Origin of the sequence: Curtobacterium sp. MCLR17_059 (assembly GCF_003234665.1) — a bacterium.
Lineage (GTDB): Bacteria > Actinomycetota > Actinomycetes > Actinomycetales > Microbacteriaceae > Curtobacterium > Curtobacterium flaccumfaciens.
In genome coordinates, this window is sequence record NZ_QKSU01000001.1 from 749,573 (window position 1) to 763,370 (window position 13,798).

Annotated in this window: 15 protein-coding genes and 1 tRNA gene; 11 read left to right on the forward strand and 5 right to left on the reverse strand. The window is 70.6% G+C overall.

Going from position 1 to position 13,798, the window contains the following annotated elements; translation table 11 throughout:
* Nucleotides 1–14: 14 nt before the first annotated feature.
* Nucleotides 15–1,115 carry an ABC transporter ATP-binding protein gene (locus DEJ12_RS03770; protein WP_071404078.1) on the reverse strand — a complete coding sequence of 367 codons (1,101 nt, stop codon included), beginning with the start codon at nucleotides 1,113–1,115 and terminating at the stop codon, nucleotides 15–17.
* Nucleotides 1,116–1,358: 243 nt separating this feature from the next.
* Here DEJ12_RS03770 and DEJ12_RS03775 point away from each other — a divergent pair, with 243 nt between their 5' ends.
* Nucleotides 1,359–2,291 (forward strand): thioredoxin domain-containing protein, encoded by a 933-nt coding sequence (locus tag DEJ12_RS03775; protein WP_111029062.1) that lies wholly within the window; start codon nucleotides 1,359–1,361, stop codon nucleotides 2,289–2,291.
* 103 nt (nucleotides 2,292–2,394) lie between these two features.
* Here DEJ12_RS03775 and DEJ12_RS03780 read toward each other — a convergent pair whose 3' ends face one another.
* Nucleotides 2,395–3,288, reverse strand: a complete 894-nt coding sequence (locus DEJ12_RS03780; protein ID WP_111029063.1) for a neutral zinc metallopeptidase — start codon at nucleotides 3,286–3,288, stop codon at nucleotides 2,395–2,397.
* Nucleotides 3,289–3,402: 114 nt separating this feature from the next.
* On the opposite strand from DEJ12_RS03780, the gene DEJ12_RS03785 reads away from it, so the two are divergent.
* A complete protein-coding gene (locus DEJ12_RS03785; protein WP_111029064.1) occupies nucleotides 3,403–4,545 on the forward strand; it encodes a glycerol dehydrogenase in 1,143 nt (380 codons plus the stop codon).
* A 28-nt stretch (nucleotides 4,546–4,573) separates the two neighbouring features.
* On the opposite strand, the gene DEJ12_RS03790 is transcribed toward DEJ12_RS03785, so the two are convergent.
* The gene (locus DEJ12_RS03790; protein ID WP_258370511.1) at nucleotides 4,574–5,377 is read right to left on the reverse strand and encodes an NAD(P)H-hydrate epimerase; all 804 of its coding nucleotides are present in this window, start codon (nucleotides 5,375–5,377) and stop codon (nucleotides 4,574–4,576) included.
* On the opposite strand from DEJ12_RS03790, the gene DEJ12_RS03795 reads away from it, so the two are divergent.
* From DEJ12_RS03795 to DEJ12_RS03805, 3 genes are all read left to right on the forward strand, one after another.
* On the forward strand, nucleotides 5,376–6,161 hold the full coding sequence (locus DEJ12_RS03795) for an alpha/beta fold hydrolase (RefSeq protein ID WP_111029066.1): 786 nt from the start codon (nucleotides 5,376–5,378) through the stop codon (nucleotides 6,159–6,161). The two genes, DEJ12_RS03790 and DEJ12_RS03795, sit on opposite strands and share 2 nt — an antisense overlap.
* A 53-nt stretch (nucleotides 6,162–6,214) precedes the next feature.
* Nucleotides 6,215–7,246, forward strand: a complete 1,032-nt coding sequence (locus DEJ12_RS03800) for an aldo/keto reductase (protein ID WP_111029067.1) — start codon at nucleotides 6,215–6,217, stop codon at nucleotides 7,244–7,246.
* A gap of 253 nt (nucleotides 7,247–7,499) precedes the next feature.
* Entirely contained in the window at nucleotides 7,500–8,207 is a 708-nt protein-coding gene (locus DEJ12_RS03805) for a DUF3800 domain-containing protein (RefSeq protein WP_181433050.1), read from the forward strand.
* 106 nt (nucleotides 8,208–8,313) lie between these two features.
* On the opposite strand, the gene DEJ12_RS03810 is transcribed toward DEJ12_RS03805, so the two are convergent.
* Both DEJ12_RS03810 and msrB read right to left on the reverse strand, forming a co-directional pair.
* A tRNA-Thr gene (locus DEJ12_RS03810) sits at nucleotides 8,314–8,389 on the reverse strand.
* 37 nt (nucleotides 8,390–8,426) lie between these two features.
* Entirely contained in the window at nucleotides 8,427–8,834 is a 408-nt protein-coding gene (gene msrB, locus DEJ12_RS03815; RefSeq protein ID WP_027466599.1) for a peptide-methionine (R)-S-oxide reductase MsrB, read from the reverse strand.
* 65 nt (nucleotides 8,835–8,899) lie between these two features.
* On the opposite strand from msrB, the gene DEJ12_RS03820 reads away from it, so the two are divergent.
* The 6 genes from DEJ12_RS03820 to groL all read left to right on the forward strand — a co-directional run bounded on the left by DEJ12_RS03820 (nucleotide 8,900) and on the right by groL (nucleotide 13,721).
* Complete coding sequence (locus DEJ12_RS03820) at nucleotides 8,900–9,373, forward strand: GNAT family N-acetyltransferase (RefSeq protein WP_111029069.1); 474 nt, start codon at nucleotides 8,900–8,902, stop codon at nucleotides 9,371–9,373.
* A complete protein-coding gene (locus DEJ12_RS03825) occupies nucleotides 9,373–10,374 on the forward strand; it encodes a DUF2332 family protein (protein WP_111029070.1) in 1,002 nt (333 codons plus the stop codon). Before DEJ12_RS03820 ends, DEJ12_RS03825 begins: the two co-directional genes overlap by 1 nt.
* A 96-nt stretch (nucleotides 10,375–10,470) precedes the next feature.
* Entirely contained in the window at nucleotides 10,471–10,842 is a 372-nt protein-coding gene (locus DEJ12_RS03830) for a DUF3263 domain-containing protein (protein WP_258370512.1), read from the forward strand.
* The gene (locus DEJ12_RS03835; protein WP_111029072.1) at nucleotides 10,839–11,444 is read left to right on the forward strand and encodes a LytR C-terminal domain-containing protein; all 606 of its coding nucleotides are present in this window, start codon (nucleotides 10,839–10,841) and stop codon (nucleotides 11,442–11,444) included. The genes DEJ12_RS03830 and DEJ12_RS03835 overlap by 4 nt, the downstream gene beginning before the upstream one ends.
* Before the next feature lie 193 nt (nucleotides 11,445–11,637).
* Nucleotides 11,638–11,841, forward strand: coding sequence for a cold-shock protein (locus DEJ12_RS03840; RefSeq protein ID WP_017888049.1), 204 nt, complete (start codon nucleotides 11,638–11,640; stop codon nucleotides 11,839–11,841).
* 257 nt (nucleotides 11,842–12,098) lie between these two features.
* Entirely contained in the window at nucleotides 12,099–13,721 is a 1,623-nt protein-coding gene (gene groL / locus DEJ12_RS03845; RefSeq protein WP_017888048.1) for a chaperonin GroEL, read from the forward strand.
* Nucleotides 13,722–13,798 lie beyond the last annotated feature (77 nt).

Genomic DNA, 13,798 nt, shown 5'->3' on the forward strand with positions numbered 1-13,798 from the left:
GGGGAGTGCGCTGGTTACGCGCTGACGACGGCCTTGTCGTCGAGGCGGTCGCCCGACTCGGTGTCGAAGGCGTGGACGTGGCCCTGCTTCGGCGTGATGACGATCGTGTCACCGATCGACGGGTGCGCACGACCGTCGACACGGGCGACGATGTCGGCGCGCTGGCCGTTCACGTCCGCGTGACCGTAGAGGTAACCGTCGGCGCCGAGCTCCTCGACGACGTCGACCGTGACGGGCAGGCCCTCGCCGGTCTGCGACACGATGACGTCCTCGGGGCGGATGCCGACCGTGATCTGTGCGGCACGGGCGTTCGACAGCGTGTCGCGGTCGATCGCGTGGTTGAGCGTGCCGAACTTGATGCCGCCCTCGATGACGTCGGCGGGCAGCAGGTTCATGGCCGGCGAACCGATGAAGCCGGCGACGAACACGTTGTTCGGCTTCTCGTACAGGTCGCGCGGGGTGCCGACCTGCTGCAGGATGCCGTCCTTGAGCACCGCGATGCGGTCACCCATGGTGAGGGCCTCGGTCTGGTCGTGCGTGACGTAGACCGTGGTGACGCCGAGACGACGCTGCAGCGACGCGATCTGCGTGCGGGTCTGGACGCGGAGCTTGGCGTCGAGGTTCGACAGCGGCTCGTCCATGAGGAACACCTGCGGCTGACGGACGATCGCACGGCCCATCGCGACGCGCTGACGCTGACCACCGGAGAGCGCCTTCGGCTTGCGGCCGAGGTAGTCCTCGAGGTCGAGGAGCTTGGCGGCTTCCTGCACGCGGGTGGCGCGCTCTTCCTTGCCGACGCCGGCGATCTTGAGCGCGAAGCCCATGTTCTCGGCGACGGTCATGTGCGGGTACAGCGCGTAGTTCTGGAACACCATCGCGATGTCGCGGTCCTTCGGCGGGACGTCCGTGACGTCGCGGTCGCCGATGCGGATCTGACCGGAGTTGACCTCTTCGAGGCCGGCCAGCATGCGGAGCGAGGTGGACTTGCCGCAACCCGAGGGGCCGACGAGGACGAGGAACTCGCCGTCGGCGACGTCCAGGTCGAGGGAGTCGACCGCGGGACGGTTGCCTCCGGGGTAGAGACGGGTTGCCTTGTCATAGGTGACGGACGCCATGAGCGTTCGGTCCTTCCTTCACCGGCAGGTACGTGCCGGACGATCCGAGTGAAGCGGTGTGCCCGTACGGGCCCCGGACAGTCGCCGTCGACTGTCGAGGTTCATACAACACGAGTTCACCCGGGTGCGCCAGTGTTTTCCCCCTTGGTCGGCGGCTTCCCAGAGCGCCCCACTACAATCGCCGGGTCCGTCCGCCGAGCAGGGGAACGCCGAGCGGACACCGATCAGGAGGACGACGCACCGATGAACAACCGCCCCGAGGGTGCCGCCCGCGCCGCGCGGAACGAGCGCCGTGAAGCCGCCCGCCAGCGAGCCCAGCGTGCCCGGACCCAGCAGAAGCGACGCCAGCGTGGTGTCCGGCTCGGCCTGCAGATCGGGCTCGGGGTCGTGCTCCTCGCCGCCGCGACGATCGTCACGCTCGTGCTGGTCGACTCCGTGAAGCCCGCCGGACCCGGCCCGTCGACCATGTCGCAGGGCGGCATCACCATCGGGCAGGACCTGAAGCCAGTCGCGGCGTCCGCGTCCGGATCGGCCTCCGCGTCGCCGAGCAGCGCCGCGACCGACGGCGCCGGCACCGTCCGGATCACCCTGTACGTCGACTACCTCTGCCCGGGCTGCGGCCAGTTCGAGCAGGCGAACGGCGACTACATCAAGGACCTCGTCGACTCCGGTGCGGCCACGGTGGACATCCACCCGGTCGCGGTCCTGTCGAACCGCTCGCAGGGCACGAAGTACTCGCTCCGCGCCGCGAACGCCGCCGCCTGCGTCGCCGAGCACTCCCCGAACCAGTTCTACGCGGTGAACCAGGCGCTCTTCGCGAAGCAGCCGGACGAGGGCACCCCTGGTCTGACGGACGCCGAGCTCACCGACGTCGTCACGGGCGTGCAGGGGCTGCAGGAACGCAGCGCCGTCCGGAGCTGCATCGCCGACCAGGACTACGCCAAGTGGGTGGACGAGCAGACGACGGCGGTGTCCGACGGCACGATCCCCGGGTCGACGCTCAAGGAGTTCCCCGGCACGCCGCTCGTGCTCGTGAACGGGCAGCGCTACGAGCTGACCTCGCCGGTCACGAACGACGACTTCCGCACCTTCGTGGTGACGGCCGCCGGGGCGACCGACGCCACCCCGACGCCCACGCCGAGCGCGACCCCGTCGCCCACGCCGACCAAGCGCTGACGCCTGGACGAGCGCTGACGTATGAACGAGCGCTGACGCGCTGACCACGGACGGGAGGCCCGGTGCCAGCTGGCACCGGGCCTCCCGGGGTTCGACGGTGCGGCTACAGGGCCGAACCCGGGATGCTCAGGGTGTCGCAGCTCGTCGCGCCCTGCTGGTAGCCGCGCAGGAACCAGCGCTGTCGCTGCTCGCTCGACCCGTGCGTGAACGAGTCCGGGTCGACGCGGCCGGTCGCGCGCTCCTGGATGCTGTCGTCGCCCACGGCGCTCGCCGCCGACAGGGCGTCGGTGATCTGGGAGCGGGTGATCGGTTCGAAGAACGTCTCGCCGTTCGCGTCCTCGGTCGTGGCGGCGTCGCCGACCCAGGCCCCGGCGTAGCAGTCCGCCTGCAGTTCGACGCGGACACTGCCCGACGACGCCCCCGTGCCGGAGCGGTCGGTGTTCGCGAACGACGCCTGCAGCTGCTGGATGTGGTGCGCCCACTCGTGCGCGACGACGTACATCTGCGCGAGCGGACCGCCGGACGAGCCGTACTGCGACTGCAGGTCGTCGTAGAACGCGGTGTCCAGGAAGACCGCACGGTCCGGTGGGCAGTAGAACGGGCCGGTCGCGGCCGAGGCCTGCCCGCACGAGGTGTCGGTGGAGTCCTGGAACAGGAAGAAGTCCGGTGCCGTGTACGAGATGCCGAGCGACCGCGCCTCCGACGTCCAGTAGGCGTCGAGCGACTCGGCCGCGCCCTCCATCCGGCACTCGACGCGCAGGTTGGCGTCGCGCCCGGTCCGGCACTCGGGGGCGGCGTCGACGGACTCGCCCTCCTGCTGGATCGTCGTCAGGCCGTTGCCGCCGCCGACGATCCCGCTCAGGTCGAAGCCGGTGAACTGCGCGATCAGGAACACCACGATGGCGCCGACGCCCACGGCACCTCCGCCGATCGCCGTGGTGCGACCCCGCCGCTTGACCTTGCCGCCGCGGAGGTGCGAGTCGTCGTTGAACGTCATGATCCCGAACCTACCGATCAGCACCTCCCGATCAGCGGCCGCGCGTACCGTCGGCGGCGTCGGCCACCCCGACATTTGTCGTACACCTGTCGTACAACCGGAAGGAACCGCACGATGGCCACTCCCATCAGCACCGTGATGAGCCCCGCCCGCTACGTCCAGGGCAAGGACGCGATCACCCGCGTCGGCGAGTTCATCGCCCCGATCGGCAAGCGGCCCCTGATCGTCGCCGACGACGTGGTCTGGGGCATCGTCGAGACCGCCGTCTCCGAGAGCTTCCGGTCCGCCGACCTGGCCGTGGAGCGTGTCGGGTTCGGCCGCTTCGCCACCCCCGAGGCCGTCGACGAGCTCGTCGAGCAGATCCGTGCGACGGACGCCGACGTCATCGTGGGGGTCGGTGGAGGCTCCGCGATCGACGCCGCGAAGGCCGCCGGGCACCTCGCCGGCATCCGGTGGGCCAGCGTGCCGACGGCTGCGTCCACCGACGCCCCGACCTCGGCGCTCGCCGTCATCTACACCGCCGAGGGCGAGTTCATCGAGTACCGCTTCTTCCCGCACAACCCGGACCTGGTGCTCATCGACACCAGGCTCGTCGCCAACGCGCCGGTGCAGTTCCTGGTCGCGGGCATCGGCGACGCGCTGGCGACCTGGGTCGAGGCCCGTGCCGCGAAGCGCGCCAACGCCGACACCATGGCCGGCGGCCTGCAGACCCAGACCGGCGTCGCGCTCGCCGAGCTGTCGTGGAAGCTCCTGCACGAGAACGCCCTGCAGGCCATCGAGGCCGTCAAGGCCAAGGTCGTCACCCCGGCGCTCGAGAAGGTCGTCGAGGCGAACACGCTGCTGTCGGGCCTGGGCTTCGAGTCCGGTGGGCTCGCCGCCGCCCACGCGATCCACAACGGGCTGACCGCGGCTCCGCAGGCGCACGGCCTGGCCCACGGGCAGAAGGTGAACATCGGGACGATCGCCCAGCTGGTGCTCGAGGGCGCCCCGGCCGAGGAGATCGAGGACTTCGTCGTCTTCACCACGAAGGTCGGCCTGCCGAACACCCTGACCGAGATCGGCCTGACGGTGGACGACCGTGACGTGCTGCGCGCCGTGGCCGAGGCCGCGACGGTGGAGGGCGAGACCATCCACAACATGCCGTTCCCGGTGACGCCCGAGCTCGTGGTCGATGCCCTGGTCGCCATCGAGGGCATCGCACGCAGCGTCCGCGCCGAGCACGGTCTGCCGGAGCCCGTGCTGTACGAGCACCACTGACGTTCGAGCAGCACTGACGGGCGAGGGGTCAGGTGCGGATCAGCGGCTCCATCGTCGCCAGGTCCGCACCGATCCCGACGTCGACGAGTTCGATCCGGCCGGCGAGGGTGGCGGCGGGTCCGGTCAACAGGCCGGCCTTCACGCCGCCGAAGGTGACGGTGACGTCGGCGTGCAGGACGTGGTCGTCCGCGACGCCGCCGGTGTCCACGTCGATGCCGCTCGGCACGTCCACCGCGACGACGAACGGCGCGCGCTGGTCGCGGGCGAGCTCACGGATGGCGTCCACGACCTCCCGCGCGGGGGACCGCAGTGCGTTCGCGCCGTGCACCCCGATGCCGAGGATGCCGTCGAGCACCAGGTCGGCCTCGAGTGCCGCCTCGGTCGCGACGTCCGCCAGGCGTTCGCCGTCGCTCCGACTGGCGGCCCGCAGGATGTCGGCCGCTCCGCCCGCGTTCGGTCCCGAGGCGCCGGACGGGCCGTCGAGCAGACGGGCGCCGGCGTCCAGCGCCGCTGCCAGGCCGTCCTCGTGGACACGGGAGCCGACGCGCAGGACCGTCACGTGCCTCCCGGCCGCTGCCAGGCGAGCGCCCGCGAACAGGGCGTCACCGCCGTTGTCGCCGCTGCCGGCGAGCACGAGGACGGATCCCGGCCCGTCGACCGGCCGCACGGCCGGGTCGTCCAGCAGGTCGCCGACGATGCGCGCGAGCCCGTCGGCGGCGCGCTGCATCAGGGGTTCCCCCGCGTCGAGGTGGGGGCGTTCCGCCGCCCGGATCTGATCGCCGCCGTAGCCGTCCATGGCCACCACACTGCCCCGATACGCTTGAGAGGACATGTCACTCGTCCCCGAAGCGCCCCGCCCCCGGTTCGTGATGTCGCCCGACGGGCTGCGACTCGCGACCTACGACTTCGGCGACCCCGACGCCCCGGCCGTCATCGCGGTGCACGGCTTCGCCTCCGGTGCGGTGCTCAACTGGCACGCCTCGGGCTGGACGCGGCACCTGGTCCGTGCCGGGTACCGGGTCCTGGCGCTCGACCAGCGCGGGCACGGCGCGAGCGCGAAGCCGCACGACCCCGGTGCCTACTCGATGGACCTGCTCGTCGCCGACGTCACCACGGTCATCGACACGTACCTGCTCGACGACGTCGCGTACCTCGGGTACTCGCTCGGCGCACGGGTCGGCTGGCACACCGCCGAACGGCTGCCCGGCCGGATCTCACGTGCGGTGTTCGGCGGGATCCCGGACGCCGACCCCATGCGTCGCGTCCGCGTCGACCAGGCGAAGGCGTACATCGCCGACGGCACCCCCATCGAGGACCGCGTCACCAACGGCTACCTGACGATGGCGGGCAACGTCGAGGGCAACGACCTCGGCGCGCTCGTGGCCATGGTCGAGGGGATGCGGAACAGCATCGAGCCGACCCCGGAGAACGCCCCGGCGCAGCCGCTCCTGATCGCCGCGGGCAGCGAGGACGGCATCCGCGACAGCGCGGTCCGGCTCGCCGAGGCCGCGCCGGACGCCACCTTCTTCGAGATCCCCGGGCGCAACCACTTCAACGCCCCGACCTCCCGGCCCTTCCGCGAAGCAGCGCTGCGGTTCCTGTCCGCCCCGCGCTGAGGGGTACTCGTGGGTCCCCTCGGTCGGACGGCACCGGGCGTACCGTCCCCGCCATGGACTACAGACTCCTCGGCAACAGCGGGACATCGGTGTCGACGCTGACCCTCGGCACCATGACGTTCGGCAGCGAAGCCGACGAACCCACCTCACACGCCATCCTCGACGCCTTCGTGGCCGCCGGTGGCACGCTCGTCGACACGGCGGACGTCTACTCCGGCAACGAGTCCGAGCGGATCATCGGCCGCTGGCTCGCAGCACACCCCACCGAGGCCGCGCAGGTCGTCCTCGCCACCAAGGGCCGGTTCCCGCAGGGCGACGGCCCGAACGACCTCGGCCTGTCCCGACGACACCTGCGCGTGGCCCTCGACGCCTCGCTCGAGCGGCTCGGCGTCGACCACATCGACCTGTACCAGATGCACGCGTGGGACGCCCTGACCCCCATCGACGAGACCCTGCGGTTCCTCGACGACGCCGTGGCCGCCGGCAAGATCGGCTCCTACGGGTTCTCGAACTACCTCGGCTACCAGGTCACCAAGGCCGTCTACGAGGCGAAGGCCCACGGCTGGGCGCCGCCCGTCACCCTGCAGCCGCAGTACAACCTGCTCGTCCGCGACATCGAGCACGAGGTCGTGCCCGCCTGCCTCGACGCCGGCATCGGCCTGCTGCCCTGGTCGCCCCTGGCCGGCGGCTGGCTCTCGGGCAAGTACCAGCGCGACGAGGCCCCGTCCGGCGCCACCCGCCTGGGCGAGAACCCGCAGCGCGGCATGGAGGCGTGGGAAGCCCGCAACGGCGACGAGCGCACGTGGGAGGTGCTCGACGCCGTCTCCGAGGTGGCCGACGCCCACGACGCGTCGAAGTCGCAGGTCGCGCTCGCCTGGCTGCTGGCCCGTCCCGCGGTCACGAGCGTGATCCTCGGCGTCCGCACCCTGTCGCAGCTCGAGGACAACCTCGGTGCCGCGGACCTGGTGCTCACCGACGACGAGCTCGACCGGCTGACCGACGCCAGCGCTCCCCGCATCGACGACTACCCCTACGGCACGGCCGGCGTCGCGCAGCGGGAGCGGAAGATCACCGGCGGGCGCTGAGCGGACAGGACCCCGGCGCGTTCGTGCACATCGTGCGGATTTCCGCGGATGTGGGGTCAGGGTGTGGACGCGCGGGTCGGTGAGGTGTCATCCTCGTCGCACGACCGGCTGGTTACCGCGTCCAGCGCCCGGAACGCCCCCTGATCCGCGTTCCGTGTGCCGATGCCCCGGGCGAGACTTCGCCCGGGGCATCGCTTCATCAAGGGCAGTGCGTCGCACCCCCTCCACACCTTCTGTACGGCAGTATTCCACCGTGCTGCTCTGCTTCGTCGACGAATCCTTCAAGCCGGACCTCTACGGCTTCGGCGCCGTGATGGCGGACGCGGCACAGACCCGCTGGCTCACGCACCGCATGCACGAGATCGTCGCGGCGCTCGAGGAGTACGGCGTCGAGGCGCAGGCCGAGATCCACGCCCACCCGATCTTCCACGGGAAGGGCGCTTGGAGTGCCGTCCCGCCACGCGTGCGCGTGAAGGTGTTCCTCGACGTGGTCGAAGCCGTCGTGACTTCCGGAGCAACCGTGCTGCTCCGAGGGTGCCGCCCCGGGCGGTTGCGTCGGTACCAGGACGCGCGGGGCTTCCGTGATCGGCACTCGCCGGAACAGGTGGCCTTCCAGCACCTCCTGCAGCGGGTCGACGGGAAGGCCGGTGCGATGGGTGTGCACGCGCTCGTCATCGCGGACGAACGGTCGGATCGAGACCGGCACCGTGAGCGCTTCGCGGTGTACCAGGCCTACGGGACTCCCGGAACGTACATGCAGACCCGGCTCGAACGGTTGCTCGACACCGTTCACTTCGCGCCGAGTCACCACTCACGCATGCTGCAGGTCGCCGATCTCCTGGCGTTCGTCTGGGTGCGCTCGCGGACGGTGGAGGAACGGGATCCGCGGCAGGCGCGTGTCCTCGCCGCGCTCGTCGACGACATCGAACGGTGCGCGTACCAGCCCGGCGTCTGGCCCTGAAACCGGTCGACCGGCACCTCCGCCCCGGACGCACGACAGCCCCGCTCGAGGCGGGGCTGAAGGCGGTGCGGGCGGCGAACGAGTCGCGGCCTGCGCATGCAGTATATGGGGCCGGCAGCGGGACTTGAACCCGCAACCCCCGTATTACAAGTACGGTGCGCTACCAATTGCGCCATGCCGGCTGACGCCGCTCATCCTACCGGTGAGGGCGTCCGGGGCTCACTCGCCCGACTTCTCCGAGAAGTTCAGCGAGATCGAGTTCATGCAGTACCGGTCACCCGTGGGGGTGCCGAACCCGTCCGGGAACACGTGGCCCAGGTGCGAACCGCAGTTCGCGCAACGGACCTCGGTGCGGGCCATGCCGAGGGAGTTGTCCTCGATGAGCTGCACGGCGTCCGGGTTCACCGACTCGTAGAACGACGGCCAGCCACAGCCGGAGTCGAACTTCGTGCCGCTCTTGAACAGCTCCGCGTTGCAGGCCGCACAGGTGTAGACGCCGGCGCGCTCCTCGTCGAGGAGTTCACCGGTCCACGGTCGTTCGGTCCCCGCCTGGCGGAGGACGGCGTACTGGTCCGGGGAGAGCTCCTCGCGCCACTGGGCGTCGGACTTGTCGACGTTGTATGCCATTGGTTCCTCCTGCTTCCGGCCGGGCTCTTCCGGGCACTCCCGACCACTTCACTAAACTCGCCACGATGTCCGAGCATTCCGTGCACCACGCCCGCTGGACCCGTCTGACGACGGACGAACTGTACGGCATCGTCGTCGTGCGCAACCGCGTGTTCGCGCTCGAGCAGCGGGTCACCGCCGAGGACTTCGACGGCCGTGACCGCGAGCCCGACACCGAGCACTGGTGGTTCGGCACGGACACCGATGCGGTTGGGTACCTGCGGCTCATCCGCCCGGCAGTCGACGAGGTCCACCCCGACGGCGCAGCGCCCCCGGCGTGGGTGATCGGCCGGGTCGCGACCGACCCCGGACACCGTGGGCAGGGGATTGCCGGCCGGCTCGTCGCCGCCGTCCTCGACGAACACGGACACGACCCGTTCGTCCTGCACGCCCAGGAGTACGTCGCCGCCCTGTACGAGCGGTACGGCTTCGTGCGGTTCGGGGAGCCGTACGACGAGGCCGGCATCCGACACGTCGGCATGCACCGGCCCGGACGCTGATGGACACCCGCGCCCGGTACGACGCGTACGCCGACCGCATCCAGGCGGTCTCGCCGTCGTACGCGGCCTGGGCACGGTCGCTCGACGACTCCCTCGTCGCGCTCCTCGCCGAGGTCCCCGAGCAGCAGCGGCAGCCGGAACTGTTCTTCGCGGTCGCGCGGCAGCTGGGCGCGGACCCGTCGGACCCGGGTGCGCTGCGCGCGCTCGGCCTGGAGGCCCGCCCCGCGCTGGTCGCGGCCCTCGCCTCCGCCAGGGTGCAGGCCAACGACCCGCAACGGCTCGCACCGGTCGTCCCGCTGTTCGCCGCGATCGCCGAACGGTCCGCGCGTCCGCTCGGCCTGGTCGACGCCGGGGCCGCCGCCGGGCTGTGCTCGATCCCGGACCGGGTGACCCTGGACTACCGCGTCGGCTCCGGGGCCGCGGTCCTCCGGATGCACACGGCGGTCGCCGAGCCCTCGGTCCGGCTCGTCGCGGACGCATCCGGGGCCGTCCCCACACCCGCGACCGTCCCGATCAGGGTCGGCGCCCGGGTGGCCCTCGACCCGAACCCGATCGACCTGTCGGTCCCCGGTGCGTTCGACCGGCTGGTCGAGGCTGTCCCGCCCGAGGCGTCGGACCGGACCGCCCTGATGCGCGCGGCGGCGTCCGCGACGCTCACCGTGCCTCCCGTCCGGATCCGGGGCGCGCTGCCCGGCGACCTCGACCGTGCACTGGACGCCCTGCCGGACGACGTCGAACCGGTCGTCCTGACCACCGGGACCCTGGTCTACGTGCCGGGCGCGGACCGGCAGCGGTTCGTCGACGGGATCCGAGCGCGAGGCGTGCACTGGATCGCCCTCGAACGCACCGGGATCCTGCGCGGGGTGGCGGCGACGCTGCCCGACGACGTCGACGCGGCGGATCCGGACTCGTTCGCGACGGTCTCGCTCGACGGGGTCGCGGTGGCCGTCTCCGACCCGTTCGGGACACGTGTGCGCTGGTTCCGCGCGCCGAACCTGTGACCGTTGTTCGCGACAGTCCAGCGCCGTGCCAGGGTCCGGATCGACTCCACCCCTACGATGTGCGAGACCCGTTACCCGACCGTGATCGGAACCGCAGTGACCAGCCCCACCGACGAACGCAGCGTCGACGAGCTCAGTGCTGACCAGATCGGTGCTGACCAGATCGGTGCTGACCAGCTCGGTGCTGACCAGCTCAGTGAGCTCGCGAAGCACGTGCTGACGTTCGAGCAGGACCGGGCACGGCACGACCGCACGAAGGAAGCGGAGATCCGGGTCGAGTTCGAGATGTCGGCGGCGCGCTACTACCAGGTGCTGAACCGCGTGATCGACTCGCCCGCGGCACTCGCGTACGACCCGCAGCTCGTCAGCCGGCTGCAGCGGCTCCGTCACGCGCGCACCAGCGCCCGGGCGACGCGCAGCTTCGTCGCGCCCGGTGCGGCTCCCGAAGGACGTGAAGAGGAACGATGAGCACGAGATTCCCCCGAGACCGGTTCGACGACGTCGCCGACGGCCCGCGGGTCGGTGCGCACCGCGGTGCCCAGCGTCGCGGCCGTGGCTGGATCGCCTTCGCCTGGGCGGCGCTCGCCACCGGTGTGCTCGTCGGCATCGGCGTGCTCGTCCTCGCGCTGCTGAACGGCAGCTACTCCTTCAACAGCTCGGATTCCCCCTCGGCCTCCACGTCGGCGTCCGCCACTGCGAAGCCCTCGGCGACGTCCAAGCCGTCCGCGTCCTCGTCCGCCGGTTCCGGCTCGGCTGGGTCGGGCAGTGCTGCGGCCGCGACGCCGGCGCAGCAGGGCACCACCACCGTCGTCGTCCTGAACGGCACGACCACCACGGGCCTCGCCAGCCGGGCGAGTGCGGCGCTGACCGGCGCCGGCTGGCAGGTCGCCTCCACCGGAGACGCCGGTACGACGGGCTCCACGTCGACGATCGTCTACTACCAGCAGGCGTCGCAGGCGGCGGTCGCGCAGGGCATCGCGAAGCAGCTCGGCGTCACGGCCGTGCAGCAGTCGGCGGCGTTCCCGAACGCCGACGTGAGCGTCGTCCTCGGCGCCGACTACACCGGCTGATCGGTCGTTCTGCGGGCCGTCGCGCCGCGTTTTCCGCGCATTGTGTGACGGCCGTGTTTCGAGCACGTTGATTTCTGACGGAATCGACGTGAAACAACGTCACACCTCTTGCCTGATCGGGCGGGTTCGGTCAGAGTCCCATGCAGACGACGATCACGTCGTTCCGCACTGCAGTACCAGGGAGCAAGAGATCATGGCCAACGGAACCGTGAAGTGGTTCAACGCTGAAAAGGGCTTCGGCTTCATCACCGTGGATGGAGGGGGCCAGGACGTGTTCGTGCACTACTCGGCCATCGACATGTCGGGTTACAAGGTCCTCGAGGAGGGCCAGGCCGTCGTCTTCGACGTCGGCACCGGGTCGAAGGGCCCGCAGGCAGAGTCCGTCCGCCCCGCCTGAGCAGCACCACTTCCAGAACGCGCCGTCCCGTCAGGGGCGGCGCGTTCGTCGTGTGCGGGGACGGTGACCGGTGCCGGGAGCGTGACCGCGGCGGTGGTGCGGGGTCCACCGGACGCGACGTGTCCTGGGAAGTCGTCACGAGCCTCCCGACTGTGTTGCACTCACACCCGGCGAGTGCCAGAATCGGCGTTGGCACTCGCTCACGCTGAGTGCCAGCACGACCCCCAAGACGACGTCCGGGAGGGACGAAAAACCACATGGCTAAGATCATTGCTTTCGACGAGGAGGCCCGCCGTGGCCTCGAGCGCGGCCTGAACCAGCTGGCCGACGCCGTGAAGGTGACGCTCGGCCCGCGCGGCCGCAACGTCGTCCTCGAGAAGAAGTGGGGCGCCCCCACGATCACGAACGACGGTGTCTCCATCGCCAAGGAGATCGAGCTCGACGACCCGTACGAGAAGATCGGTGCGGAGCTCGTCAAGGAGGTCGCCAAGAAGACCGACGACGTCGCCGGTGACGGAACGACCACCGCGACCGTCCTCGCCCAGGCGCTCGTCCGCGAAGGCCTGCGCAACGTCGCCGCCGGTGCCGACCCCGTGTCGCTCAAGCGCGGCATCGAGAAGGCCGTCGCCGCCGTCTCCGACCAGCTCCTCGCCAACGCGAAGGACATCGAGACCAAGGACCAGATCGCCGCGACCGCGTCGATCTCGGCCGCTGACCCGACCATCGGCGCGCTCATCGCCGAGGCCATCGACAAGGTCGGCAAGGAAGGCGTCGTCACCGTCGAGGAGTCGAACACCTTCGGCACCGAGCTCGAGCTCACCGAGGGCATGCGCTTCGACAAGGGCTACCTGTCGCAGTACTTCGTCACCGACCCCGAGCGTCAGGAAGCCGTCTTCGAGGACGCCTACATCCTGATCGTCAACTCGAAGATCTCGAACATCAAGGACCTCCTGCCGGTCGTCGACAAGGTGATCCAGGCGGGCAAGCAGCTCCTGATCATCGCCGAGGACGTCGACGGCGAGGCCCTGGCCACGCTCGTCGTGAACAAGATCCGTGGCATCTTCAAGTCCGTCGCCGTCAAGGCTCCGGGCTTCGGCGACCGCCGCAAGGCCATGCTGCAGGACATCGCGATCCTCACCGGCGGCCAGGTCATCTCGGAAGAGGTCGGCCTCAAGCTCGAGAACGCGACGCTCGACCTGCTCGGTCGTGCCCGCAAGGTCGTCATCACCAAGGACGAGACCACGATCGTCGAGGGTGCCGGCGACGCCGAGCAGATCGCCGGCCGTGTCCGCCAGATCCGTGCCGAGATCGAGGCGACCGACTCCGACTACGACCGCGAGAAGCTCCAGGAGCGCCTCGCGAAGCTCGCCGGTGGCGTCGCCGTCATCAAGGCGGGTGCCGCGACCGAGGTCGAGCTCAAGGAGCGCAAGCACCGCATCGAGGACGCCGTCCGCAACGCGAAGGCTGCCGTCGAAGAGGGCATCGTCGCCGGTGGTGGCGTCGCCCTCATCCAGGCCGGTGCCGTCGCACTCGAGGCCCTCGAGCTCGAGGGTGACGAGGCGACCGGTGCGAACATCGTCCGCGTGGCCATCGACGCGCCGCTCAAGCAGATCGCGCTGAACGCCGGTCTCGAGCCGGGTGTCGTCGCCGCCAAGGTCCGCGAGCTCGAGTCGGGTTGGGGCCTCAACGCCGCGACCGGCGAGTACGTCGACCTGATCGCCGCCGGCATCATCGACCCCGCCAAGGTCACGCGTTCGGCGCTGCAGAACGCTGCGTCGATCGCCGGTCTGTTCCTGACCACCGAGGTCGTCGTCGCCGAGAAGCCCGAGCGCACCCCTGCTGCTCCGGCTGGCGACCCGACGGGTGGCATGGACTTCTAAAGTCCGTCTGACGGAAGGGCCCCGCACGCTGCGCGTGTGGGGCCCTTCTGTGTGTGCGGGGGTGGGGTGAGCGGGCG

Excerpts from the sequence above, each read along its gene's own strand:
- DEJ12_RS03785 (WP_111029064.1), top strand. The coding sequence starts at position 3,403 with ATGGCCACTCCCATCAGCACCGTGATGAGCCCCGCCCGCTACGTCCAG.
- DEJ12_RS03840 (WP_017888049.1), top strand. The coding sequence starts at position 11,638 with ATGGCCAACGGAACCGTGAAGTGGTTCAACGCTGAAAAGGGCTTCGGC.
- msrB (WP_027466599.1), bottom strand. The coding sequence starts at position 8,834 with ATGGCATACAACGTCGACAAGTCCGACGCCCAGTGGCGCGAGGAGCTC.
- DEJ12_RS03780 (WP_111029063.1), bottom strand. The coding sequence starts at position 3,288 with ATGACGTTCAACGACGACTCGCACCTCCGCGGCGGCAAGGTCAAGCGG.
- DEJ12_RS03825 (WP_111029070.1), top strand. The coding sequence starts at position 9,373 with ATGGACACCCGCGCCCGGTACGACGCGTACGCCGACCGCATCCAGGCG.
- DEJ12_RS03770 (WP_071404078.1), bottom strand. The coding sequence starts at position 1,115 with ATGGCGTCCGTCACCTATGACAAGGCAACCCGTCTCTACCCCGGAGGC.
- DEJ12_RS03795 (WP_111029066.1), top strand. The coding sequence starts at position 5,376 with ATGTCACTCGTCCCCGAAGCGCCCCGCCCCCGGTTCGTGATGTCGCCC.
- DEJ12_RS03790 (WP_258370511.1), bottom strand. The coding sequence starts at position 5,377 with ATGTCCTCTCAAGCGTATCGGGGCAGTGTGGTGGCCATGGACGGCTAC.
- DEJ12_RS03820 (WP_111029069.1), top strand. The coding sequence starts at position 8,900 with ATGTCCGAGCATTCCGTGCACCACGCCCGCTGGACCCGTCTGACGACG.
- DEJ12_RS03800 (WP_111029067.1), top strand. The coding sequence starts at position 6,215 with ATGGACTACAGACTCCTCGGCAACAGCGGGACATCGGTGTCGACGCTG.
- DEJ12_RS03775 (WP_111029062.1), top strand. The coding sequence starts at position 1,359 with ATGAACAACCGCCCCGAGGGTGCCGCCCGCGCCGCGCGGAACGAGCGC.
- groL (WP_017888048.1), top strand. The coding sequence starts at position 12,099 with ATGGCTAAGATCATTGCTTTCGACGAGGAGGCCCGCCGTGGCCTCGAG.
- DEJ12_RS03835 (WP_111029072.1), top strand. The coding sequence starts at position 10,839 with ATGAGCACGAGATTCCCCCGAGACCGGTTCGACGACGTCGCCGACGGC.